This is a genomic window from Williamsia sp. Leaf354, from assembly GCF_001424365.1.
Taxonomy (GTDB): Bacteria; Actinomycetota; Actinomycetes; order Mycobacteriales; family Mycobacteriaceae; genus Williamsia_A.
In genome coordinates this window covers 495672-516772 of record NZ_LMPL01000002.1, presented here as the reverse complement: position 1 = coordinate 516772, position 21101 = coordinate 495672, and the positions used below count along the sequence as shown (strand labels likewise).

At 68.8% G+C, this 21101-nt stretch carries 22 protein-coding genes; 15 read left to right on the top strand and 7 right to left on the bottom strand.

What is annotated here, in order from left to right; genetic code table 11:
• The first annotated feature begins 159 nt into the window (after positions 1 to 159).
• From ASG12_RS10485 to ASG12_RS10475, 3 genes are all read left to right on the top strand, one after another.
• Positions 160 to 780 carry a TIGR03085 family metal-binding protein gene (locus ASG12_RS10485; RefSeq protein WP_055788920.1) on the top strand — a complete coding sequence of 207 codons (621 nt, stop codon included), beginning with the start codon at positions 160 to 162 and terminating at the stop codon, positions 778 to 780.
• Positions 781 to 865: 85 nt separating this feature from the next.
• Positions 866 to 3694 (top strand): DNA translocase FtsK, encoded by a 2829-nt coding sequence (locus ASG12_RS10480; protein WP_082501853.1) that lies wholly within the window; start codon positions 866 to 868, stop codon positions 3692 to 3694.
• Between the two features lie 240 nt (positions 3695 to 3934).
• Positions 3935 to 4939, top strand: a complete 1005-nt coding sequence (locus tag ASG12_RS10475) for a TerC family protein (protein ID WP_055788914.1) — start codon at positions 3935 to 3937, stop codon at positions 4937 to 4939.
• A gap of 79 nt (positions 4940 to 5018) precedes the next feature.
• Here ASG12_RS10475 and ASG12_RS10470 read toward each other — a convergent pair whose 3' ends face one another.
• A complete protein-coding gene (locus ASG12_RS10470) occupies positions 5019 to 5303 on the bottom strand; it encodes a YciI family protein (protein WP_055788912.1) in 285 nt (94 codons plus the stop codon).
• A 33-nt stretch (positions 5304 to 5336) separates the two neighbouring features.
• The gene (locus ASG12_RS10465; protein ID WP_055788909.1) at positions 5337 to 5882 is read right to left on the bottom strand and encodes an amino-acid N-acetyltransferase; all 546 of its coding nucleotides are present in this window, start codon (positions 5880 to 5882) and stop codon (positions 5337 to 5339) included.
• Positions 5883 to 6101: 219 nt separating this feature from the next.
• On the opposite strand from ASG12_RS10465, the gene pgsA reads away from it, so the two are divergent.
• From pgsA to ASG12_RS21225, 8 genes are all read left to right on the top strand, one after another.
• A complete protein-coding gene (gene pgsA / locus ASG12_RS10460) occupies positions 6102 to 6701 on the top strand; it encodes a CDP-diacylglycerol--glycerol-3-phosphate 3-phosphatidyltransferase (protein ID WP_055789545.1) in 600 nt (199 codons plus the stop codon).
• 165 nt (positions 6702 to 6866) lie between these two features.
• Positions 6867 to 7199: a helix-turn-helix domain-containing protein gene (locus ASG12_RS10455; RefSeq protein ID WP_055788906.1), complete on the top strand. Its 333-nt coding sequence runs from the start codon at positions 6867 to 6869 to the stop codon at positions 7197 to 7199.
• A gap of 136 nt (positions 7200 to 7335) precedes the next feature.
• Entirely contained in the window at positions 7336 to 8139 is an 804-nt protein-coding gene (locus tag ASG12_RS10450) for a PspA/IM30 family protein (protein WP_055788904.1), read from the top strand.
• 170 nt (positions 8140 to 8309) lie between these two features.
• A complete protein-coding gene (locus tag ASG12_RS10445) occupies positions 8310 to 8492 on the top strand; it encodes a hypothetical protein (protein ID WP_055788901.1) in 183 nt (60 codons plus the stop codon).
• A 42-nt stretch (positions 8493 to 8534) separates the two neighbouring features.
• Positions 8535 to 9743, top strand: a complete 1209-nt coding sequence (locus ASG12_RS10440) for a glycosyltransferase (protein ID WP_055788898.1) — start codon at positions 8535 to 8537, stop codon at positions 9741 to 9743.
• 11 nt (positions 9744 to 9754) lie between these two features.
• Positions 9755 to 9949 carry a DUF3046 domain-containing protein gene (locus ASG12_RS10435; RefSeq protein WP_045822517.1) on the top strand — a complete coding sequence of 65 codons (195 nt, stop codon included), beginning with the start codon at positions 9755 to 9757 and terminating at the stop codon, positions 9947 to 9949.
• Positions 9950 to 10200: 251 nt separating this feature from the next.
• Entirely contained in the window at positions 10201 to 11241 is a 1041-nt protein-coding gene (gene recA / locus ASG12_RS10430; protein WP_045822518.1) for a recombinase RecA, read from the top strand.
• Positions 11231 to 11863 carry a regulatory protein RecX gene (locus ASG12_RS21225; RefSeq protein WP_235456554.1) on the top strand — a complete coding sequence of 211 codons (633 nt, stop codon included), beginning with the start codon at positions 11231 to 11233 and terminating at the stop codon, positions 11861 to 11863. Before recA ends, ASG12_RS21225 begins: the two co-directional genes overlap by 11 nt.
• 30 nt (positions 11864 to 11893) lie before the next feature.
• Here ASG12_RS21225 and ASG12_RS10420 read toward each other — a convergent pair whose 3' ends face one another.
• Genes ASG12_RS10420 through ASG12_RS10405 form a run of 4 tightly spaced genes read right to left on the bottom strand, consistent with a single transcriptional unit; the run spans position 11894 to position 15217 of the window.
• Positions 11894 to 12760: an amino acid ABC transporter permease gene (locus tag ASG12_RS10420; RefSeq protein ID WP_055788896.1), complete on the bottom strand. Its 867-nt coding sequence runs from the start codon at positions 12758 to 12760 to the stop codon at positions 11894 to 11896.
• Positions 12757 to 13440, bottom strand: coding sequence for an amino acid ABC transporter permease (locus ASG12_RS10415; RefSeq protein ID WP_055788892.1), 684 nt, complete (start codon positions 13438 to 13440; stop codon positions 12757 to 12759). Before ASG12_RS10415 ends, ASG12_RS10420 begins: the two co-directional genes overlap by 4 nt.
• Positions 13437 to 14489: a glutamate ABC transporter substrate-binding protein gene (locus ASG12_RS10410; RefSeq protein WP_082501850.1), complete on the bottom strand. Its 1053-nt coding sequence runs from the start codon at positions 14487 to 14489 to the stop codon at positions 13437 to 13439. The genes ASG12_RS10415 and ASG12_RS10410 overlap by 4 nt, the downstream gene beginning before the upstream one ends.
• Positions 14489 to 15217, bottom strand: a complete 729-nt coding sequence (locus ASG12_RS10405) for an amino acid ABC transporter ATP-binding protein (protein ID WP_055788889.1) — start codon at positions 15215 to 15217, stop codon at positions 14489 to 14491. The genes ASG12_RS10410 and ASG12_RS10405 overlap by 1 nt, the downstream gene beginning before the upstream one ends.
• A 197-nt stretch (positions 15218 to 15414) precedes the next feature.
• On the opposite strand from ASG12_RS10405, the gene miaB reads away from it, so the two are divergent.
• Together miaB and ASG12_RS10395 are read left to right on the top strand one after the other, a co-directional pair.
• Complete coding sequence (gene miaB / locus ASG12_RS10400) at positions 15415 to 16971, top strand: tRNA (N6-isopentenyl adenosine(37)-C2)-methylthiotransferase MiaB (RefSeq protein WP_055788885.1); 1557 nt, start codon at positions 15415 to 15417, stop codon at positions 16969 to 16971.
• A complete protein-coding gene (locus ASG12_RS10395) occupies positions 16968 to 17618 on the top strand; it encodes an Rv2732c family membrane protein (protein WP_055788882.1) in 651 nt (216 codons plus the stop codon). The genes miaB and ASG12_RS10395 overlap by 4 nt, the downstream gene beginning before the upstream one ends.
• A gap of 19 nt (positions 17619 to 17637) precedes the next feature.
• Here the strand turns inward: ASG12_RS10395 and ASG12_RS10390 are convergent, their stop codons facing one another.
• Positions 17638 to 19191: a DUF349 domain-containing protein gene (locus ASG12_RS10390; protein WP_082501907.1), complete on the bottom strand. Its 1554-nt coding sequence runs from the start codon at positions 19189 to 19191 to the stop codon at positions 17638 to 17640.
• 190 nt (positions 19192 to 19381) lie between these two features.
• Here ASG12_RS10390 and ASG12_RS10385 point away from each other — a divergent pair, with 190 nt between their 5' ends.
• Together ASG12_RS10385 and miaA are read left to right on the top strand one after the other, a co-directional pair.
• Positions 19382 to 20110, top strand: a complete 729-nt coding sequence (locus ASG12_RS10385; protein ID WP_200932763.1) for a hypothetical protein — start codon at positions 19382 to 19384, stop codon at positions 20108 to 20110.
• 50 nt (positions 20111 to 20160) lie between these two features.
• Positions 20161 to 21093: a tRNA (adenosine(37)-N6)-dimethylallyltransferase MiaA gene (gene miaA / locus ASG12_RS10380; protein ID WP_235456551.1), complete on the top strand. Its 933-nt coding sequence runs from the start codon at positions 20161 to 20163 to the stop codon at positions 21091 to 21093.
• The last annotated feature ends 8 nt before the right edge of the window (positions 21094 to 21101 follow it).

Below are 21101 nucleotides of genomic sequence, written 5' to 3'. Positions count from 1 at the left end.
TCATAGGGGGCCGCACGTGAACGGCTGGCTGATTGATCGGCTGGGTTCTTTGATGGCTTACGTGTTTGCTGCGTGAAAATCAAGTGAAACTTGACAGGCCCTAGCCACGGTGACCCTTCCTGAGGGTTGCAAGGTGTGTGCGGACGTTAGGGTCGACAGATGACCGCTGCACGCGCCGAACGCGCCGCTCTCGTCGAGACCCTGCGCCTGTCCGGGCCGGACGCACCCACCCTGTGTGAGGGGTGGGCGACCCGGGACATCACCGCGCATATGGTGATCCGCGAGGCACGGCTCGACGCCGCCCCGGGGATCCTCCTGCCGCCGTTGGCGGGATACACCGAACGGGTCCAGAAGGGGTACGCCCGGCGGGACTGGACCGGACTGGTCGACCAGCTCGCCGCAGGACCGCCCTGGTACTCGCCGCTGCGCCCGCTGGACCGATTCGTCAACGCCGCGGAGATGTTCGTCCACCACGAGGACGTCCGCCGGGCGGTCGCCGGCTGGACGGTCCGACCGTTGGACCCCGACCTGACCGCCGCCCTGCGACGCCCCCTGCCGTTGATCGCCAGGAAGAGCCTGGGTTCGGCGCCCGCACGGGTGGAGTTGCGCACCCCAGACGGCGCCACGGTCACCACGGTGGGTTCCGGCCCGGCGGTCACCGTCACCGGGGAACCAGGCGAGTTGTTGCTGTTCGCATTCGGTCGCGACGAGGTCGCCTGCGAATTCGCCGGGGACGAGGACGCGATCGCCGCGGTGAAGGCCTCCGACCGCAGTGCCTAGTGTCCGGGTCACAAAAGCGACACGCCCCCGGTAACCAGTGAGGCGCACGAGGCTTATGTGACGGATGCGGTTTATCCTGAGCGGCATGAGCCCCAAGTCCTCGGCCCGCGGTTCCACTGCGGCCGCGAAACGCACCTCGTCGGGGTCGTCGACTCGCCGCGCCGCCGGAAAGCCCAGTTCAACTGCTTCGTCGACCCGTGCACGGTCGGCCTCTGCGGCCGGTAGCCGATCCTCCGGTTCCCGCGGGGCCGCCGCGCGCGCAACCGGGCGTACCGCTGCGAAGCGGGCACCGGCATCGACCCGCCCCACCGGCAGGTCCCAGACCGCCCGCACGGCCGCGATCGCGCCGACCGACGAGGCCCCTCGCGGCTCGGTCGTCCGATCGGTCGGTCGCGGTGTCGGAGCCGGGTGGCTGATGATGGCCCGCGGCGTGGGCGGCATGGCCCGGGTCGGATCCGCTCCGCGCAGCGGGCGACCGACGAGCCGTGCCGACGTCGACGACCGGTACGACAACCTCGAGATCCCCGATCTCGACTTCGACGACGACGATCTCGCCCCCGATGTCGCGACGCCGTCACCCGAACACACCCACCGTCGCGACGGGGTCGCGCTGGCGCTGATCGCCGCCGCCATCCTGATCGGTGCCGGAGTCTGGTTCCACGCCGCCGGTCCGATCGGTGCCTTCGTCGACACCGCCGTCCGCTCGATCGTCGGGCAGGCCGCGTTGCTGGTGCCGGTGGCGGCCGCGGGTCTGGGCGTCGCGCTGATGCGTCGCGGTCCCAATCCGGAACAGCGCGGACGCCGCATCGGCACCGCACTGCTGATCGGTCTCCCCGTGCTGGGCCTCTGGCATCTGGTGGCCGGTGCGCCCGTGGCGTTCGACGGACGTCTGCGGGCTGGCGGCTTCCTCGGTTTCGCCGCCGCGGGACCTCTCACGAGCGGGCTGACCGTCTGGGTGTCGATCCCGACCCTGCTGCTGTGCATCGTGTTCGGCGTGCTGCTCGGGCTGCGGCTGACCGTGCGCGAGGCCGTCGACCGGTCCCGGGACTACCTGGGGATCGGTCGTCTGCGGGACGACCTCGACGACCTCGACGAGCTGGGGCCGGAGCGCTACGACGACGACCGCCACGAGGACGATCTCGCCGAGGCGCCCTACGGCGGCGACCCGTACGCGAACTACCCACCGGACGACACGGTCGACGACATCGCGCCGACCACGCGGTTGCGTCGACGCAGCGGCGTCACCGCCGGCGACGCCCTGACCGAACCGCTCATCGACGACGGTGTCCGCGCCGCGCCGCCCGCGGAGGCCACCCAGCCCACCGAGGTGGTCACCCGTCGACCCAGGCGTACCGCCGCCGCGAAGAAGGCGGCCCCGGCACCGGTCGTGCCGGCCGCCGACGAGATGGAGGAACTCGTCGAGCGCGCCGTCGAGGGCGACTACCGGTTGCCGCCGGCGTCGCTGCTGATCGACGGTGACCCGCCGAAGATGGGCAGCGCGTCCAACGACGACATGATCGACCGCATCACCGCCGTGCTCGAGCAGTTCAAGATCGACGCCGCCGTCACCGGCTTCACCCGTGGGCCGACGGTCACGCGCTACGAGGTCGAACTCGGCCCCGGCGTGAAGGTGGAGAAGATCACCGCGCTGGCCCGCAACATCGCCTACGCCGCCGCCACCGACAACGTGCGACTGCTCGCACCCATCCCCGGCAAGTCCGCGGTGGGTATCGAGGTGCCCAACTCCGACCGCGAGATGGTGCGCCTCGCCGACGTCCTCAAGTCGCCGAGCACGCGGAAGGACGCCCACCCGTTGGTGATCGGGCTCGGCAAGGACATCGAGGGCGACTTCGTGAGCGCCAACCTCGCCAAGATGCCGCACCTCCTGGTGGCCGGTTCCACCGGTTCGGGCAAGTCGAGTTTCGTGAACTCGATGCTGGTGTCGCTGCTGACCCGCGCGACTCCCGACGACGTCCGGATGATCCTCATCGACCCCAAGATGGTGGAACTCACTCCCTACGAGGGCATCCCGCATCTCATCACCCCCATCATCACCGAGCCGAAGAAGGCCGCGGCCGCTCTCGCGTGGCTGGTGGAGGAGATGGAGCAGCGCTACCAGGACATGAAGGCGTCGCGGGTCCGGCACATCGACGACTTCAACGCGAAGGTGCGTTCCGGTGAGATCAGCACCCCGCTGGGATCCGAGCGCGTGTACCGGCCCTACCCCTACATCCTCGCCATCGTCGACGAGCTCGCCGACCTGATGATGACCGCGCCGAAGGACGTCGAGGACGCCATCGTGCGCATCACGCAGAAGGCGCGTGCCGCGGGCATCCACCTGGTGTTGGCGACGCAGCGACCGTCGGTCGACGTCGTGACCGGTCTGATCAAGACCAACGTGCCCTCACGCCTGGCGTTCGCGACGTCGTCGCTGACCGACTCGCGGGTCATCCTCGATCAGCCCGGCGCGGAGAAGCTGATCGGCATGGGTGACGGACTGTTCATCCCGATGGGCTCGAATCGACCGATCCGCATGCAGGGCGCGTTCATCACCGACGAGGAGATCTCCGCGGTCGTCGAGTTCGCCAAGGAGCAGGGCGATCCGCAGTATCAGGAGGGCGTCACCGCGCAGAAGGTGTCGGACTCCAAGGACATCGACGGCGACATCGGTGGCGATCTCGACGATCTGCTACAGGCGATCGAGCTCGTGGTGAGCAGTCAGTTCGGGTCGACCTCGATGCTGCAGCGCAAGCTGCGCGTCGGATTTGCGAAGGCCGGGCGACTCATGGACCTGATGGAGACCCGAGGTGTCGTGGGACCGAGTGAGGGCTCCAAGGCGCGGGAGGTCCTGGTGAAGCCCGAGGACCTCGCCGGCGTGATCGCCTCGATCAACGGCGCGACGGTCGGTGACTGAATTGTCCGGAACGGAACTTCGCTGACCTGCGACAATGGCGAGCCCCCCACGGCAAAGGTAAAGTAAATTTTGCTTTCGAGGGGAGTATCCCTGTCGCGGCGATCTCGTCAATACGTTCGTCATCGAACCGGTGCCATCACCGGGTTCGCATGTCGTTCCGGGACGTCGGCCGTGTGGTCATCCACACGGCGGGAGAGACCTCTGGCACCCGTGTTCGGTTAGCTGGAGGTTTACGAGTACATGAACGTGTCCGCGACAACCTGGATCATCACGCTCGTGGTGATCCTGGGGTTGTTCATCTTCGACTTCTTCGCCCACGTCCGCACCCCGCACGCCCCGTCGCTCAAGGAGTCCGGGGCCTGGTCGGCGGTCTACATCACCATCGCCCTGATCTTCGGCGGCTACGTCTGGTGGCAGTGGGGCGGCACCTACGGCGGTGAGTACTACGCCGGCTTCATCACCGAGAAGGCGTTGTCGGTCGACAACCTCTTCGTGTTCGTCATCATCATGGCGAAGTTCGCCGTTCCCCGTGAATACCAGCAGAAGGTGCTGCTGCTCGGCATCGTGATGGCCCTGGTGATGCGCGGTGGCTTCATCGCCGTCGGTGCCGCGGCGATCAACGCCTACAGCTGGGTGTTCTACCTGTTCGGCGCCTTCCTGATCTACACCGCCGTCAAGCTCATCCGCGAGGCCACGGCCTCCGAGGAGGACGACGACGACGAAGACAGCGCGATCATGAAGTTCGTCAAGAAGTACCTGCGCACCACCGACGAGTACAACGGCGACAAGCTGTTCACCAAGGCCAACGGCAAGCGCCTCGCGACGCCGATGCTCATGGTGCTCATCGTCATCGGCTTCACCGACGTGCTGTTCGCCCTCGACTCGATCCCGGCGATCTACGGCCTCACCACCGAGCCGTACATCGTCTTCACCGCGAACGCGTTCGCGCTGATGGGTCTGCGTCAGCTGTTCTTCCTGCTCGACGGCCTGCTCGACCGCCTCGTGTACCTCTCGTGGGGCCTGTCGATCATCCTCGGGTTCATCGGTGTGAAGCTCGTGCTGCACGCACTCCACGAGAACACGCTGCCGTTCCTCAACGGTGGCGAGCACATCAAGGTCCCCGAGATCTCGACCGGTCTGTCGCTGAGCATCATCGTCGGCGTCCTGGTGGTCACGACGGTGGCCAGCCTCATCAAGGCGAAGTCGAACGACAAGAAGGAGCAGGACTCGATACCGAGCGCCTAACCTCCACCGAGCACGTCGCGGACCCCGCCCACCCACCCGGTGGTGCGGGGTTCGCCCGTCTCAGTCGGCTTCGCCCGTCTCAGTCGGAGAGGGGCCCGAAGAGGGGCTTCCACTCTGTGACCCGCGTCGCGGTGATGGCGTCGACCGCGTGGAACGGGTCGTCGGCGAGGATGGCCGCCAACGCGTCGGCATCGTCGGCGCGGAAGATCAGCAGCGCTCCGCTGCCGTCGGGGTAGGGGCCCGTCTCGAGGACCACCCCGGTGTCGACGAGGCCCTTGAGCCACTCGCGGTGCGATGCCCGGTGTGTGTCGCGGGTGTCGGAGGTGGCGTCGACGTAGGTGTACTCGACGGCGAAGACGGTCATGGTGCGCTCCTTCAGGTGTGTGCGGGTGGGATGTCAGCGCAGGGAGGCCAACATGCGGGTGTTTCCCAGGGTGTTGGGTTTGACGTAGCTCAGGTCGAGGAACTCGGCGACACCGGCGTCGTACGACCGCCGCATCTCCTCGTAGACCTCGGCGGTGACCGGTGTCCCGTCGATCTCGGCGAAACCGTGTCGGGCGAAGAAGTGGGTCTCGAACGTCAGCACGAACACGCGGGTCAGTTGCAGGTCGCGTGCGACCTCCATGAGTCGACCGACCAGGCGATGGCCGATGCCGTGACCCGACCACGCCGGATCGACGGCGACAGTACGGACCTCGCCGAGATCAGCCCAGAGCACGTGCAGCGCACCGCATCCCACCACCTCACCGTCGATCTCGGCGACCCAGAACTCCTGCACGGCCTCGTACAGGGTCACCAGGTTCTTCTCGAGGAGGATGCGTCCGGCGTACAGATCGATGACCGCTTTGATGTGCGGGACGTCGGAGGTCCGGGCTCGCCGGATCGTCACCGACGCGGCACCGGTGACGCCGCCGGTGTCGGCGGACCCCTCGTCGGCTGCCATGGGGAAACAGTAGTACGGGCGCCTCGGGGCGGGCGTCCTCGCGGGGGCGTCGGCGACACGCGTGCGAGGTGCTCGCGTGACCTGCGCTCGGGGTGCGGCAGTGTGACGGATATCGTCATGGGCGTGGGTGATCCAGGACGCACCGATGATCGGCGCCGAGGCGTCGTCGGTCGAGCGGCGGGAGAGGATTCGCCGGTGGCCGAACGGCTGCGCAACTCCATGAAGCCGGTGGCCGACGATCCGATCGCCGACCCGGTCAGCAACGTCCCGATCGTCAACATCGCCAACATCCTGACGGTGTTCCGCATCGTGCTCGTGCCGGTGTTCCTCGCCGCACTCTTCGCCGGCGACGGCCACGAACCGGGCTGGCGGATCGCCGCCTGGGTCGTGTTCGCGATCGCGGCGATCACCGACCGCTACGACGGACGCATCGCGCGCAACCGCGGACTGATCACCGATTTCGGCAAGATGGCCGATCCGATCGCCGACAAGGCGCTGATCGGTTCGGCGCTGATCGGTCTGTCGCTCCTCGGCGACCTGTCGTGGTGGATCACCGCGGTGATCATCGCCCGCGAGGTCGGCGTCACCCTCCTGCGGTTCTGGGTGATCCGGCACGGGGTCATCCCGGCCAGTCGCGGCGGCAAGCTCAAGACACTGCTGCAGGTCATCGCCATCGGCCTGTACATCCTCCCTCTGCCCGGTGCGGTGCACTGGGTCGCGATCGTGATGATGGTGGCCGCGATCGTCGCGACCGTCGTCACCGGCCTCGACTACGTCTGGCGCGCACTGCAGCTGCGATCGGCCGGCCGCGCCGCGTGAGCGCCGGGCGCTTCCGGTGCCGTCGTCGCGACCGCGTGCCGTCGCACAACCGACCGGCGGAGTCGTGGGGCGTCGATTAGGGTCGTCGGAACGACCGGGGCGAGCGAATCGGGAACTTCCACGGGGTGTGATCGCGTTGTACGTCAGTAAGTGAGGAGGACTCCAATGGCAGCACTACTTCGTGAGGCTCTCGGTGGCAGTCTGCGGCGGGTCCGGACGGATCAGGGTCGCACGTTACGAGAGGTCTCGACCGATGCGCGGGTGAGCCTCGGCTACCTGTCCGAGATCGAGCGCGGGCAGAAAGAGGCGTCGAGCGAGTTGCTCTCGGCCATCTGCCACGCCCTCGACGTGGAGGTCGCCGACCTCCTCCTCGACGTCAGCACCGCGATGCGTCGTCGGACGACCATCGCCGAGGACACCAAGGTGGTCATCCCGCCGCCCGCCGACTCCGCAGCTGCCGGGCGCCCCCGGGGCACCTCCGCCCTGTCGGCCGCCTGACCCGCACCACGCTCGGGGGCGCACGTCGCCCCGTGCGGTGACGTCAGCGGCTAGATTGGTGTCCACCGCACGCCCGGTTCCTCGATGAGAGCGGCCGGGTACGACACCACGTACGAGCACCGACGACAGGGACAAGATGCCGAACCCATTCGTGAAGGCCTGGCGCTACCTGATGGCCGCGGGCAACGCCACGATCGACGAACGCGCCGATCCCAAGATCCAGATCCAGCAGGCCATCGAGGACGCGCAACGTCAGCACCAGGCGTTGTCGCAGCAGGCCGCAGCGGTGATCGGCAACCAGCGTCAGCTGGAGATGAAGCTCAACCGCCAACTCGAGGACGTCGAGAAGCTCAACGCGAACACCCGTCAGGCCCTGACGCTGGCCGATCAGGCCGCGTCCAACGGTGACTCCGCGAAGGCGGGGGAGTACACCAACGCCGCCGAGGCGTTCGCCGCCCAGCTCGTGACCGCCGAGCAGGGCGTGGAGGACCTCAAGACGTTGCACGACCAGTCGTTGCAGGCGGCGGCCCAGGCCAAGCAGGCCGTCGAGCAGAACTCGATGATGTTGCAGCAGAAGCTCGCCGAGCGCACCAAGCTGTTGAGCCAGCTTGAACAGGCGAAGATGCAGGAGCAGGTCAGTTCGTCGCTGCAGCAGATGAGCGAGCTCTCGGCGCCGGGCAACACCCCCAACCTCGAGCAGGTGCGCGAGAAGATCGAACGGCGCTACGCCACCGCCCTCGGATCGGCCGAGCTCTCACGCAACACCGTCGGCGGTCGCATGATGGAGGTCCAGCAGGCCTCGGTCCAGATGGCGGGACATTCACGTCTCGAGCAGATCCGCGCAGGCATGAAGAACGACGCACTGCCCGGTGGAACGTCGTCGAACCCGGCCATCGACCCGGCCACACCCGATCTGAACAAGCGTCCCGAGCAGTCCTGACCTGCGGGTCGGCGGTGCCCTGAGTTCTCTCACCGCGGTGTCGGGGTCATCCCGGATCTTTCCCCCGACTCGGTCGTGAAGTGGTGACTCGGGCCTCGGCGACCGGCACTGTCGAGGGTGACGGGCCGGCACATCGATCGGCTCGGACAACCGATCGAGAGGTGCGGGACATGTGGTGGAAGATTGCGGTGGCGGTCGTCGTGGTGTGGTTGGCCTTCGGGTTGATCGTGGCGCTCGTGAAAGGTGTGGCGGCGCTGGCCGTCCTCGGTCTGCTGGCACTGGGTGTCATGACGGTGGTCAAGTGGTTCACCCGGTCGGGTGAACCCTCGGCCGACCTGCCCGCCGACCGCTAGACCGGCGTCACCACCGACGAACCGACAACGAGGAGTCCTCACGTGCGGATCGCGGTTGTCGCGGGACCCGATGCGGGACACGCGATCCCGGCGATCGCGCTGGCCGAGAGACTGTCCGCGGCGGGTGACGAGGTCATCGTCTACACCGGCACCCGGTGGGCCGACATCCGTGCCACGCGCGCCGTCGGCCTCCCGCCCGTCGCGATCGTGGAACTGCCCGGGCTCGACCTGGTCGACGGTGACGGCGACGACACCGACGCCGGGGCGCGACTGAGTGTCCGTGCGGCGCGGATGACCACCGCGCTCACCCCACTGCTCGAGGCGGAGAGGGTCGACCTGGTGGTGTGCGACGTGATCACCGTCTGCGGCGGATGGTCGGCGCGACTGCTGGGACTGCCCTGGATCGAGCTGTCGCCACACCCGCTCTACGAGCCGTCCCGCGGACTGCCGCCGATCGGCAGCGGACTGGCTCCCGGAACCGGTGTGGGCGGACGTCTGCGCGACACGCTGATGCGGGCGGCGACCGCACGGTCCCGCCGGCTCGGCGAACGCCAGCGCGGGCAGGCGCGGGTGTCGGTCGGTCTGCCCGCCGAGGACCGGGGCCCCGACGCCCGTCTGGTCGCGACACTCCCGTCGCTCGAGGTGCCGCGCCCCGACTGGCCCGACAACGCCCATGTCATCGGACCGCTCCTGTGGGAACCGACCGACGTCGCGACCGAACCGCCGGCGGGGGACGGCCCGCTGGTCGTGCTCGCCCCCTCGACCGCCCAGACCGGTGTCGCCGATCTCCTCGACACCGCGCTCGAGGCGCTCGATCCGTCGACGACCGGCCGGCCCGTACGACTCGTCGTCTCCGCACTCGCCGAGCCGTCGACCCCGTTGCCCCGGTGGGCGACCGCCACCACCGGCCGCCAGGACGCCCTGCTCGCGACGGCGTCGGTCGCGATCTGCGGGGGAGGCCACGGCATGCTCGCCAAATGTCTCACCGCGGGGGTGCCGGTGGTCACCGTCCCGGGCGGCGGTGACCAGTGGGAACTCGCCAACCGCGCCGCGCGGGCCGGGGTCGGTGTCTGCGTGCGGCCGCTGACCCCCGCCACGCTGCGACACGCCGTCGAGAAGGTTCTCGACGACCCTGCTATCCGCGCCGCCGCACGAGCAGCAGGGGTGGCAGACGACCTCGCCGATCCGGTGGCGGTGTGTCGTGCCGTGTCCGACGCACACCGCGACGACCCGGCGGGGGATCGTCGCTAGGGTGGTCGGCGATGCGTCTGACCGAGTTCACCGAATTGATGGAGACCGAGTTCGGCTCCACCGCCGCGTACTCCATGCTGCGAGACCACGTCTTCCCCGAGTTCGGTGGGCGCAACGGCGCCGACGCGGTCGATGCGGGATACGACCCGAAACAGGTGTGGCAGGCCTACTGCCGCGATTTCGACGTCCCCCGTGACCGCTGGTGACGCGCATCCGATCCGGCGGCGTGTCGGCGTGGCGAATCCCCGCATCGAACAGATGTTCGTCTAGTCTGGACCCTGTTCGACTACGCGAGGCGATCCCGATCGGGTGGATCGGTCCACAGATGACGTCGGTGCACAGGGCGGCACGCACGATCGATGTCGTTGTCGGTGGTCCCGCCTAGCGTGGCGCACACCGAGGACACCGGCCTGTCGACACGTACAGGATCGGCCTCCCAGAGACACAGGAGAACCCCATGGCAGCAGCACCGCAGGATCGCGAGAAGGCGCTCGACCTCGCACTCGCGCAGATCGACAAGAACTTCGGCAAGGGTTCGGTGATGCGCCTCGGCGACGAGGTGCGTGCACCGATCGAGGTGATCCCCACCGGGTCGATCGCGCTCGACGTCGCGCTGGGCATCGGCGGTCTGCCCCGCGGCCGCGTCGTCGAGATCTACGGCCCGGAATCCTCGGGTAAGACCACCGTGGCACTGCATGCGGTCGCCAACGCGCAGGCCAACGGTGGCATCGCGGCCTTCATCGACGCCGAGCACGCGCTCGACCCCGATTACGCCCAGAAGCTCGGTGTCGACACCGACGCGCTGCTGGTGTCGCAGCCCGACACCGGTGAGCAGGCGCTCGAGATCGCGGACATGCTGATCCGTTCCGGTGCGCTCGACATCCTGGTCGTCGACTCGGTGGCCGCCCTGGTGCCCCGTGCGGAGATCGAGGGCGAGATGGGCGACAGCCACGTCGGCCTGCAGGCGCGTCTGATGAGCCAGGCGCTGCGCAAGATCACCGGTGCCATGAGCAACTCGGGCACCACGGTCATCTTCATCAACCAGCTCCGCGAGAAGATCGGCGTGATGTTCGGCTCGCCTGAGACCACCACCGGCGGTAAGGCTCTCAAGTTCTATGCCTCGATCCGCCTCGACATCCGTCGCATCGAGACCCTCAAGGACGGCACGGACGCGGTGGGCAACCGCACCCGCGTGAAGGTGGTCAAGAACAAGGTGTCGCCGCCGTTCAAGCAGGCCGAGTTCGACATCCTCTACGGTCACGGCATCAGCAAGGAGGGTTCGCTGATCGACCTCGGTGTCAACGAGGGCTTCATCCGCAAGTCCGGATCGTGGTTCACGTACGAGGGTGATCAGCTCGGCCAGGGCAAGGAGAACGCCCGCAAGTTCCTGCTCGAGAACATCGACGTGCGCGACGAGATCGAGAAGAAGATCAAGGAGAAGCTCGGCATCGGTGCTGTCCTGACCGATGACGTGGCGCCCGCGCCCGTTGACTTCTGATCGGTCTCACGACTCCCGAACGGGGGAGGATGTCCGGGCGCGCCTACAGGGTGCGACCCGCGAGATCCTCTCCCGTTCGTCGTCGGCTCCCGCTGCGCCCGAGAAACAGCCGTCGACACGAGGTGGGTCGCGACCTGAGGCGACCGCCTACGACAGCGCGCTGAGACTGCTCGGGTTACGCGCGCGGAGCCGGTCGGAGCTGCGGACCCGACTGCTGGGCAAGGAGTTCGAGCCCACCGAGGTGGACTCGGTTCTCGACCGGCTCGCCGCCGTCGGCCTCGTCGACGATGCGGACTTCGCCCTGCAATGGGTTCGGGCACGACACGAGCACAGTGGCCGCGGTCGCACCGCCCTGCGGCACGAACTCCGCACGAAGGGTGTCGATCCTGCCGTCGCAGAGGCCGCACTGGCCACGATCGATGCCGAGGAGGAACGTTCCCGTGCAGCCGATCTCATCGCGCGCAAGGTCAGCGGCTGGACCTCTGACGTGATCGCCGATCGCGACGAACGCGACCGGCGGACCCGTCGCCTCGTCGCCATGCTCGCACGCCGGGGCTACGGGTCGTCGGATGCCTTCGAGATCGTCCGCACCGCGCTCGACGATCTCCCGGACCCCGACTGACGAGGTCGGGGAGGCCGGGCGACTCGTTCGTCAGACGGGCAGGGGATCGGGTTGGGTCGGGGTGACCGTCGGCTCCTTGCGGCGTCCCTCGCGGACACGCCGCTCGACGGTGGTGGCCAGCACCGACAGACCGAAGTTGATGGTGATCATGACGATGGCCACGACGACCAGCGCGGGCAGGTAGTTGCCGTAGTACGAGGCGGACTGGATGCCCGAACGCACGACCTCGATGTAGCCGATGGCGTACCCCAGCGCGCTGTCCTTCAGTGCGATCACCATCTGTGAGATCAGGGCCGGCAGCATCGCGGTGATGGCCTGGGGGAGCAGGATGATCCGCATGGTCTGCGACTTGCGCAGTCCCAACGAGTTCGCCGCCTCGAGCTGTCCCGACGGCAACGAGTTGATGCCCGATCGCAGGATCTCGGCGATCACCGACCCGTTGTACAGCGTGAGTCCGGTGACCACGGCCGCGAACGCCAGTTGCTGCGACGGGAACACCGCGTACTGCGCGAACAGGTAGTAGGCGAAGATCATCAGGATCAGGACGGGGATGGAGCGGAAGATCTCGACCACACCGCCGCTGACCCAGCGCACGGCGCGGTGCTCGGAGAGCCGCCCGATGCCCAGGACCGCGCCGAGGACCAGCGCGAACACGATCGATAGGGCCGCCGCCTTGAGCGTGCCCCACAGTCCGGGTAGCAGGTACGTGGTCCAGGTGTTGACCTCGACGAACGGCTTCCACTTCTCGGAGGTCAGCTGCTCGTTGCCTGCCAACGTCACGATCACGAACGCCACCACGGCGATGAGGATCGCCGCGAAGACGACGGCGATCGCCTGGTACCGACGCCGCGCCTTGGGGCCCGGTGCGTCGTAGAGGACTGTCGCGCTGCCGCTCATCGTCGGACCGCCAATCTCTTCGCGAGGAAGCCGAACACGTAGCCCTCGAGCAACGTGATGATCATGAAGCCGACCGCGATGATGGCGAAGATCGCGACGATCTGGTCGGCGTGGTTCTCGATCTGTTCCTTCATCAGCAGCGACGCCTCGGCGACACCGATCGCCGACGCGATCGTGGTGTTCTTCGTGAGTGCGATCAGGACGCTGCCCATCGGGCCGATGACCGATCGGATCGCCTGCGGCAGAACGATGATGCCGAACACCTTCGAGAACCCGAGACCCAGCGACCGGGCCGCCTCGGCCTGCCCGAGCGGGACGGTGTTGAACCCCGACCGGAGCGTCTCGCACACGAAGGTGGAGGTGTAGACCACGAACCCGAGAACCGCGAGCCAGAAGTTGTTGTTCTTGATGAAGTTCGCGTTCTCCGGCGCCAACGTGAGACCGAGGTTCTGGTACAGGCCGATCGAGCAGAAGATGACGATCAGGGTCAGCGGGGTGTTACGGACGATGTTGACGTACCAGGTCCCGAACATCCGCATCACCGGCACCGGCGACACGCGCATGCCGGCGAGGATCGTGCCCCACACCAGCGCTCCGATGGCCGCGAAGAAGGTGAGTTTCAGGGTCACCCAGTAGGCCGGCCAGAGGGCGGGGCCGATGTCCGACCACAGTTCGTTCATGACAGACCTGCCGGGCACGGGGTGGACTTCGAGTCGAGGAACGACAGGTCGCCCGGCTTCGGGGTGAAGGTGAACGGCGAGTTCGGGGCATCGGCCCGACGCATCAATCCGTCGACCTCGTCGTCGCCGATCGATTCGCGCAGTGCGCGCTCCCACGGCGACGACCCCGATGCGTCGGGGGTGAGCATCTTGTCCAACGCCTTGTTGGCCGCGGTGACGTTGGCGGGGTAGTTCTTCGGCATGCCGATCCCGTAGCGCTCGGTGGAGAACGGGGCCCCCTGCTTGCGCAACACCTTCTTGCCCGAGGAGGTGGCACACGCGTTCTTCGGATACGTCATGTCGACGATCTTGAACTGGTCGTCGTAGATGTCGAAGTTCGCGAACCCGGCGAGGATCACCTCGTCGGTCGTCAACGCGTCGATCTTCTCCAGGCGCAGGGCCTCCACGCAGCCGGAGTAGGAGTCGTACTCCTGCAGCTGGATTCGTGGCAGCTGGGCCTTCACGTTCTGCGCCGACGTCGACCCGGTCACCGAGCAGAGCTTCTTGCCCTTGTCGAGGTCGGTCAGCGTCGCGATGCTGTCGTCGTCCTTGCGGACCAGCAGGCCCTGGTAGTTCACCAGGTAGGGGCCGGCGAAGGCGACACGCTCGGAACGTGCGGCGTTGATCGAGTAGGTGGCGGCGATCATGTCGACCTCGCCGTTCTCGATGAGGGTCTCGCGCTGGGCCGAGGGCGTCTCGCGCCAGGTGATCTTCGGGTGCTTCACGCCGAGGTCGTCGGCGATGGAGTCGACCACGTAGCGCGACACGAGCGTGTCGAAGCCGGTGAAGTCCTTGTTCGGTTCCCGGAGCCCGAGACCGGGCTGGTCGTACTTCGTGCCGAGGATGACCGAGCCGTCCTTGATCGACGCGATGAGGTCGCGCGGATTGGTGTTGCCGCAGGCGGTCAGCGACGCCGCGGTGACGGCGAGCGTCACGGCCAGCACGGCGACGGTCGACCACCGGCGGCGGCGCGGATGTGCCGTCGTCGACGACCGTGGTGATCCCCGCATCAGTGGCCCAGGATCTTGCCGAGGAAATCCCGCGCACGCTCGGACTCCGGGCGGGTGAAGAAACTCTCCGGATCGGTGTCCTCGACGACGGCACCGTCGGCCATGAAGATGACGCGGTCGGCGGCCTTGCGTGCGAAGCCCATCTCGTGGGTGACCACGAGCATCGTCATGCCCTCCTTGGCCAGCGAGACCATGACGTCGAGGACCTCGTTGACCATCTCCGGGTCGAGAGCCGACGTCGGCTCGTCGAACAGCATCACCTTCGGGTCCATGGCGAGCGATCGCGCGATGGCCACGCGTTGCTGCTGCCCGCCCGAGAGCTGCGCCGGGTACTTGTCCTTCTGCGCCGCGATACCCACCCGTTCGAGCAACTCCATCGCGCGGCTGCGGGCGGCGTCCTTGCTCTTCTTGCGCACCTTCATCGGCGCGAGCGTGACGTTGTCGATGATCGTCTTGTGGGCGAAGAGGTTGAACGACTGGAACACCATGCCGACCTCGGCGCGCAGCGCGGCGAGCCCCTTGCCCTCCGACGGCAGCGGCTCGCCGTCGATACGGATCTCGCCGTTGTCGATCGGCTCGAGGCGGTTGATGGTGCGGCACAACGTCGACTTGCCCGAGCCGGACGGGCCGAGCACGACGACCACCTGCCCGGCCGGGACGTCGAGGTTGATGTCCTTGAGGACGTGGAGGTCACCGAAGTGTTTGTCGACACCGTGTAGCGAGATCATCGGCGTGGTGGCCGATGTCGCGGACGCGGCCGGTCCGGATTGCGAAGCGGTCATGCAGGGCACCTTACGGTCACCATGACCCGAAGTGACCCGAAAGCGCGGCCGTGGGTAACGAAATCTTTACCCGGTCCGCCCGTGGGGCTCGTCGGCGTCGCCGATTCCGGTTGTGCCCTCCCGCGGACGTACCCTGGGCTGCGATGAAAGCGTATTCACCGCCGACCGCGCCCGCCGGACAGGGCGCCCGCAGCTACGAGGTCCGCACCCACGGCTGTCAGATGAACGTGCACGACTCCGAGCGCATCTCCGGTGTGCTCGAGGATGCCGGGTACGTGCGCGCGAGCGACGGCACCGACGCCGACCTCGTGGTGTTCAACACGTGCGCGGTGCGCGAGAACGCCGACAACAAGCTCTACGGCAACCTCTCGCATCTCGCGCCGATCAAACAGCAGCGCCCCGACATGCAGATCGCCGTCGGCGGCTGCCTCGCCCAGAAGGACCGCGGCGCCGTCGTCGACAAGGCGCCCTGGGTCGACGTCGTGTTCGGCACGCACAATCTCGGATCGCTGCCGGTCCTTCTCGAGCGCGCCCGCCACAACGCCGCGGCGGAGGTCGAGATCCTCGACTCACTCAAGGAGTTCCCCTCGACGTTGCCCGCACGCCGGGAGTCGTCGTACGCGGGGTGGGTCTCGGTGTCGGTCGGGTGCAACAACACCTGCACGTTCTGCATCGTGCCCGCGTTGCGCGGCAAGGAGGTCGACCGCCGCCCCGGCGACGTCCTCGCCGAGGTGCAGGCCCTCGTCGACGAGGGTGTGCTCGAGGTGACGCTGCTCGGCCAGAACGTCAACGCCTACGGCATGTCGTTCGTCGACCCGGCCCTGGGACGGCAGCGTTCGGCCTTCGCCGACCTGCTGCGTGCCACCGGCGACATCGACGGCCTCGAACGTCTGCGGTTCACGTCGCCGCATCCGGCGGAGTTCACCACCGATGTGATCGACGCCATGGCCGAGACCCCCGCGGTGTGTCCCCAGCTGCACATGCCCCTGCAGTCCGGCTCCGACCGGGTGCTGCGGTCGATGCGCCGCAGTTACCGACGGACCCGGTTCCTGTCGATCCTCGACGAGGTGCGTGACCGCATCCCCGACGCCGCGATCAGCACCGACATCATCGTCGGGTTCCCGGGGGAGACCGAGGAGGACTTCGCCCAGACGCTCGACATGGTCGCGACGGCACGCTTCGCGTCGGCGTTCACCTTCCAGTACTCGCCGCGTCCGGGAACGCCCGCGGCGACGATGGGTGACCAGGTGCCGAAAGAGGTTGTCACCGAACGGTATCTGCGCCTGACCGCGCTGCAGGACGAGATCTGCCTGCAGGAGAACCGGCGCACGGTCGGCAATCGCGTCGAGCTGCTCGTGACCGCCGACAGCGGTCGCAAGAGCGCCGAGACCAAGCGTCGGACCGGCCGCGCCCGTGACGGTCGCCTGGTGCACTTCACGGCGGGGGATCCCGAGACGATCCGCGCGGGTGACGTCATCGAGACGGTGGTGACCGGCGCGGCGCCGCACCATCTGATCGCCGACGACGGGGTGCTGTCGCACCGGCGGACACGCGCAGGTGACGCCTCGGCGGCCGGACGTACTGCCCAGACCCCGCCGATCGGGGTGGGTCTCGGAATGCCCGCGATGGGGGCTCCGGTGGCCGCGGATGCGCCCGGCGTCGCCGCCGCCGGGTCATGCGGAGGAGGATGTGAGTCATGAGTGATGCACGATCGACCGACGGTGACGGCTTCTCGGCGTTCGAGGGGGACCTGCGCAAGGCCGAGCGCAAGGTGGCCGGTGAGATCGACCCGGGTGGACGCGCCGTCGTGGTGGCGGTCGCGGTGCTCGCGGCGATCCTGGCGATGATCCTGCCGCACACCGGTTCGGCCAACGGCATCGATGTGCTGACCTTCGCTGCGGACTCGACGACCGAGCGGGTGACGATCACCTCGCGGGTGTTCATCTATCTGCTGGTCATCTTCGGCATCGGCTTCTCGATGCTGGCCCTGGTGACCCGACGGTGGGTCATCGCGTGGGTCGCGTTGTGCGGCTCGGCGGTCGGATGCGTCGCGGGGATGCTCGCCTGGTGGTCGCGGAACACCCCCGGTGTCGACGGGATCGCCCCGCCGCACGGCGTCGGTGTCGGGCTGGTGCTCGGGTGGTTCGCGCTGCTCGTCATCACGTTCCACTGGGCGCGGGTGGTCTGGGCGCGCACGAACTATCAGCTCGCGCTCGAAGAGGGTCGTCGTCGTGAGGCCACCGAGGCCGAGGACCGCGCCCGCGCACTGCAGCGGCGTGCATCGCAGGCCCGCGTCGCCGACGCGCCCGCCGACGACCCCGAGCCGACCGACCGTCTCGGCGACTGAGCGTCCCGCGACCCGGTTCCTAAAGGTCGGAGACGGCGCTCTGCGCCGCCTGTGACCATTCGCGCCACTGCTGGGCCTGGGCCCGCAGATCCGCCGCCTCGCGGTCCTTGCCGCGCGCGGCCGCCTTCTCGGCCTGTTCCTCGAGCTGGGCCACGCGCGAGGCGAACTGATCGGCGCGGGCCTTCACCTCGGGGTCGGTCCGCTGCCAGTGCGTGCTCTCGGCGTCGGCGATGCGCTTCTCGATGGCGCGGATGCCCTTCTCGAGCGACTGCATCTGCTCGCGGGGGACCTTCCCGATGGCGTCCCACCGGTCGCGCAGCGCCCGGAACTGGGAGCGTGCGGCGTCGAGGTCCTTGGCCGGGTCGGCCATCGACTTCGCCTCCTCGAGGAGCTCGCGCTTGGCCGCCGCGTTCGCCCCGAACTCCTCGTCGCGCTCGGAATTGGCCGCGTTGCGGGCCGCGAAGAAGACGTCCTGGGCGGCTTTGAAGCGCTCCCACAGGGCGTCGTCGGTGTCGCGGGGCGCGCGTCCGGCCGCTTTCCACTCGGTGAGCAGGTCGCGGAAGCGACCCGCCGTGGGACCCCAGTCGGTGGAGTCCGACAGGGCCTGCGCCTGCTCGATGAGCTCCTCCTTGCGGGCCTTCGCACCGGCACGTTCACGGTCGAGGTCGGCGAAATGCGCACCGCGCCTGCGGTTGAACGCGTCGCGGGCCTTCGCGTAGCGCTTCCACAGCACGTCGTCGGTCTTGCGGTCGACACCCTTGATCGTCTTCCACTCGTCGAGGATCTCGCGCAGCCGGTCGCCGGCGTGCTTCCACTGCGTGGTCTCGGCGCCGATCTGCTCGGCCTCGCCGGCGAGCGTCTCCTTGCGGGCGATGGCCGCCGACCGGGCGGCGTCGCGTTCCTTCGTGCGCTGTTCGGCGATGCTGTCGGCGCCGTCGATGATGGCCGTCAGCCGTCGCTCGAGGGTCCCGACGTCACCGATGACCGCAGCCGTGGGCAGCGAATCGCGCAGGGCCACCGCGGCCGTCTTCGTCTTGCGGGGATCACCGGTCCCCGCCGTCAGACGCTCCTCGAGGATCTCGACCTCGGTGGCGAGGTCGTCGAACCGTCGGCCGTAGTGGGCGAGGCCGTCGGCGGGGGTGCCGGCCTGCCACGAACCGATCTGGCGCGGTTCGTCCCCGGCGGTGAGCCACACCGTCCCGTCGTCGTCGACCCGACCGAACTGTCGTGGGTCGCTCGCCGGGCGCACCCGTACCGGATGCTCGACAACCGGCGCAGCGTTGCCCGACGCGGGGCTCGTCGAGCCCGGCCGGGGCGCACCGGGACGGGGGCCGGGTCGAGGTCCCGGGCGTGGTCCCGGCTTCGGCGCACCGGCCACCGGCGTGCTCGGTGTCGTGGTGGCAGGAGCGGACTCGGTCGCCGGGGATCCGGTGAGCGCCGATGCGGGGGCTGCGGTCGGCGCGGGCGGTGCAGCAACGGACTCGGTGGGGGGCGTCGAATCCGGAACGGTCGCGCTCGGAGCGTCCGTGGTCTCGGCCGCGGAGTCCGCGCTCTGCGCTGTCGGTTCACTCATGTCCGTCACAACCTCGTCCCTGCCGCGCGTCACGGCTGCCACTGTCGTCCGACCACCCGATGCGTCCCCACCCGGGTGGTCGTGGACCCCATCTAAGCAGGCGGGCGCCGATTTCGTGCGCAGTCGCGTCAACGCCGTGGGCCGTGCGCGGGCGCCGGGGTGCGGGGCCGCGTCGACTAGCGTTTGCGGTGTGCTCACCGCCGTCGCCCTCGTCCCCGGTGCCCCGCTGATCGTCCCGGAGGTGTCGGGTCCCGGAGCGGTCGCCGACGTCGACCCGATCCGCGATGCCGTGCTCGAGGTGGGCCGACGCCTGGCCGCCCGGGCGAGTACCTGGATCGCGATCGGCGTCGCCCCGCACGATGGATCCCCGACGCCGCGGACGGGGACGTTCGCGGGCTTCGGGGTCGACCTGACGGTGTCGCTGGACCCCGGTACCGTCGCGCCACCGGACGGCGACACGATGCCCACCCCGATGCTGATCGCCGCCTGGCTGCGCGGCCGCGTGGCCGACGGCGTCGAGATCGACCCGGTGCTCGTCGACCCGTCGACAACCGGCACGGAGTGCACCGCGATCGGGCAACGGCTCGCACGTCGGTGCGCGACATCCGATGCGACGATCGGAATCCTCGTCGTCGGCGACGGGTCGACCGGACTCACCGACCGGGCGCCGGCCGGACTCCTCGACGGCGCTGCCGCACTGCAGGACCGGATCGACGACGCGCTCGCCGCCGCCGACCTCGAGGCCCTCGCCCGGCTCGAGGAGCAGACCTGCGCGCAGATGCGGATCGCCGGCCGCGCGGCCTGGCAGGTCGCGGCCGCGGCGTGGACCGCGTCCGGCGACGCGTCGACCACCTCGGTATCGCTCTACCGCGGGGCGCCGTTCGGGGTGGGCTATCAGGTCGCGTGGTGGGAACGCTGACCGGGCCGTCAGCGCCTCGGCCCCGCGACCCGGTTCGCACACCCATCGCGGTGATCGGTCCCACCGGCACCGGCAAATCCGAGCTCGCCCTCGACCTGGCGCAGCGCCACGGCGGCGAGATCGTCAACATCGACGCGATGCAGCAGTACCGGGGCATGGACATCGGGACGGCCAAGGTGCCGCCCGAGATGCGCCGCGGGGTCATCCACCACCAACTCGACGTCCTCGACATCACCGAGACCGCGACCGTCGCCCGCTATCAGTCGGCCGCCCGCACCGACGTCGAGGCAATCATCGCCGCCGATCGCCGCCCGGTCATCGTCGGCGGGTCGATGATGTACATCCAGTCGCTCCTCGACGACTGGACCTTCCCGGCCACCGACCCCGCCGTGCGCGCGCGACTCGAGGACGAGCTCGCCTCCGACGGGGTGGGGTCACTGCACCGACGGTTGGCGCAGGTCGACCCGGCGGCCGCGGCATCGATCCTGCCGTCGGACGGCCGTCGCATCGTGCGGGCGCTGGAGGTCGTCGAGATCACCGGGGAACCGTTCGCGGCGTCGGCGCCGCCGATCGGCCGCGCCCCGCGATGGGCGACGACGATCGTCGCGCTCGACCGCGACACCGACGCCCTCGACGAGCGCCTGCGTCGGCGCACCGACGCCATGTTCGACGACGGATTCGTCGAGGAGGTCCGCGCGCTCGTCGGGCGCGGGCTGCGGGAGGGTACGACCGCGCCCCGGGCGATCGGCTATGCGCAGGTCCTCGACGCCCTCGACGGACGACTCGACATGGCGACCGCGCGCGAGCTCACGTTCACGGGGACCCGTCGCTACGTCCGCCGCCAACGCTCGTGGTTCCGGCGTGATCCGCGCATCCACTGGTTCGACGCCGCCGACCCGTCGATGCTCGACGCCGTCTCGGCCCTGGTCGACGCCACCCCCGCGCCCGGAGCACCGGCCGCGCGCGACGGACACGAACGGTAACCTGGGCC

What these genes read in the sequence shown, in the direction of transcription:
- ASG12_RS10455 (WP_055788906.1), top strand. Translation starts at nt 6,867, where the DNA reads ATGGCAGCACTACTTCGTGAGGCTCTCGGTGGCAGTCTGCGGCGGGTC.
- miaB (WP_055788885.1), top strand. Translation starts at nt 15,415, where the DNA reads ATGAAAGCGTATTCACCGCCGACCGCGCCCGCCGGACAGGGCGCCCGC.
- ASG12_RS10420 (WP_055788896.1), bottom strand. Translation starts at nt 12,760, where the DNA reads ATGAGCGGCAGCGCGACAGTCCTCTACGACGCACCGGGCCCCAAGGCG.
- pgsA (WP_055789545.1), top strand. Translation starts at nt 6,102, where the DNA reads ATGAAGCCGGTGGCCGACGATCCGATCGCCGACCCGGTCAGCAACGTC.
- ASG12_RS10390 (WP_082501907.1), bottom strand. Translation starts at nt 19,191, where the DNA reads ATGAGTGAACCGACAGCGCAGAGCGCGGACTCCGCGGCCGAGACCACG.
- ASG12_RS10480 (WP_082501853.1), top strand. Translation starts at nt 866, where the DNA reads ATGAGCCCCAAGTCCTCGGCCCGCGGTTCCACTGCGGCCGCGAAACGC.
- ASG12_RS10405 (WP_055788889.1), bottom strand. Translation starts at nt 15,217, where the DNA reads ATGATCTCGCTACACGGTGTCGACAAACACTTCGGTGACCTCCACGTC.
- ASG12_RS10470 (WP_055788912.1), bottom strand. Translation starts at nt 5,303, where the DNA reads ATGACCGTCTTCGCCGTCGAGTACACCTACGTCGACGCCACCTCCGAC.
- ASG12_RS10410 (WP_082501850.1), bottom strand. Translation starts at nt 14,489, where the DNA reads ATGCGGGGATCACCACGGTCGTCGACGACGGCACATCCGCGCCGCCGC.
- ASG12_RS10435 (WP_045822517.1), top strand. Translation starts at nt 9,755, where the DNA reads ATGCGTCTGACCGAGTTCACCGAATTGATGGAGACCGAGTTCGGCTCC.
- ASG12_RS10395 (WP_055788882.1), top strand. Translation starts at nt 16,968, where the DNA reads ATGAGTGATGCACGATCGACCGACGGTGACGGCTTCTCGGCGTTCGAG.
- ASG12_RS10485 (WP_055788920.1), top strand. Translation starts at nt 160, where the DNA reads ATGACCGCTGCACGCGCCGAACGCGCCGCTCTCGTCGAGACCCTGCGC.
- ASG12_RS10475 (WP_055788914.1), top strand. Translation starts at nt 3,935, where the DNA reads ATGAACGTGTCCGCGACAACCTGGATCATCACGCTCGTGGTGATCCTG.
- ASG12_RS10450 (WP_055788904.1), top strand. Translation starts at nt 7,336, where the DNA reads ATGCCGAACCCATTCGTGAAGGCCTGGCGCTACCTGATGGCCGCGGGC.
- ASG12_RS10465 (WP_055788909.1), bottom strand. Translation starts at nt 5,882, where the DNA reads ATGGCAGCCGACGAGGGGTCCGCCGACACCGGCGGCGTCACCGGTGCC.
- ASG12_RS10445 (WP_055788901.1), top strand. Translation starts at nt 8,310, where the DNA reads ATGTGGTGGAAGATTGCGGTGGCGGTCGTCGTGGTGTGGTTGGCCTTC.
- ASG12_RS10415 (WP_055788892.1), bottom strand. Translation starts at nt 13,440, where the DNA reads ATGAACGAACTGTGGTCGGACATCGGCCCCGCCCTCTGGCCGGCCTAC.
- recA (WP_045822518.1), top strand. Translation starts at nt 10,201, where the DNA reads ATGGCAGCAGCACCGCAGGATCGCGAGAAGGCGCTCGACCTCGCACTC.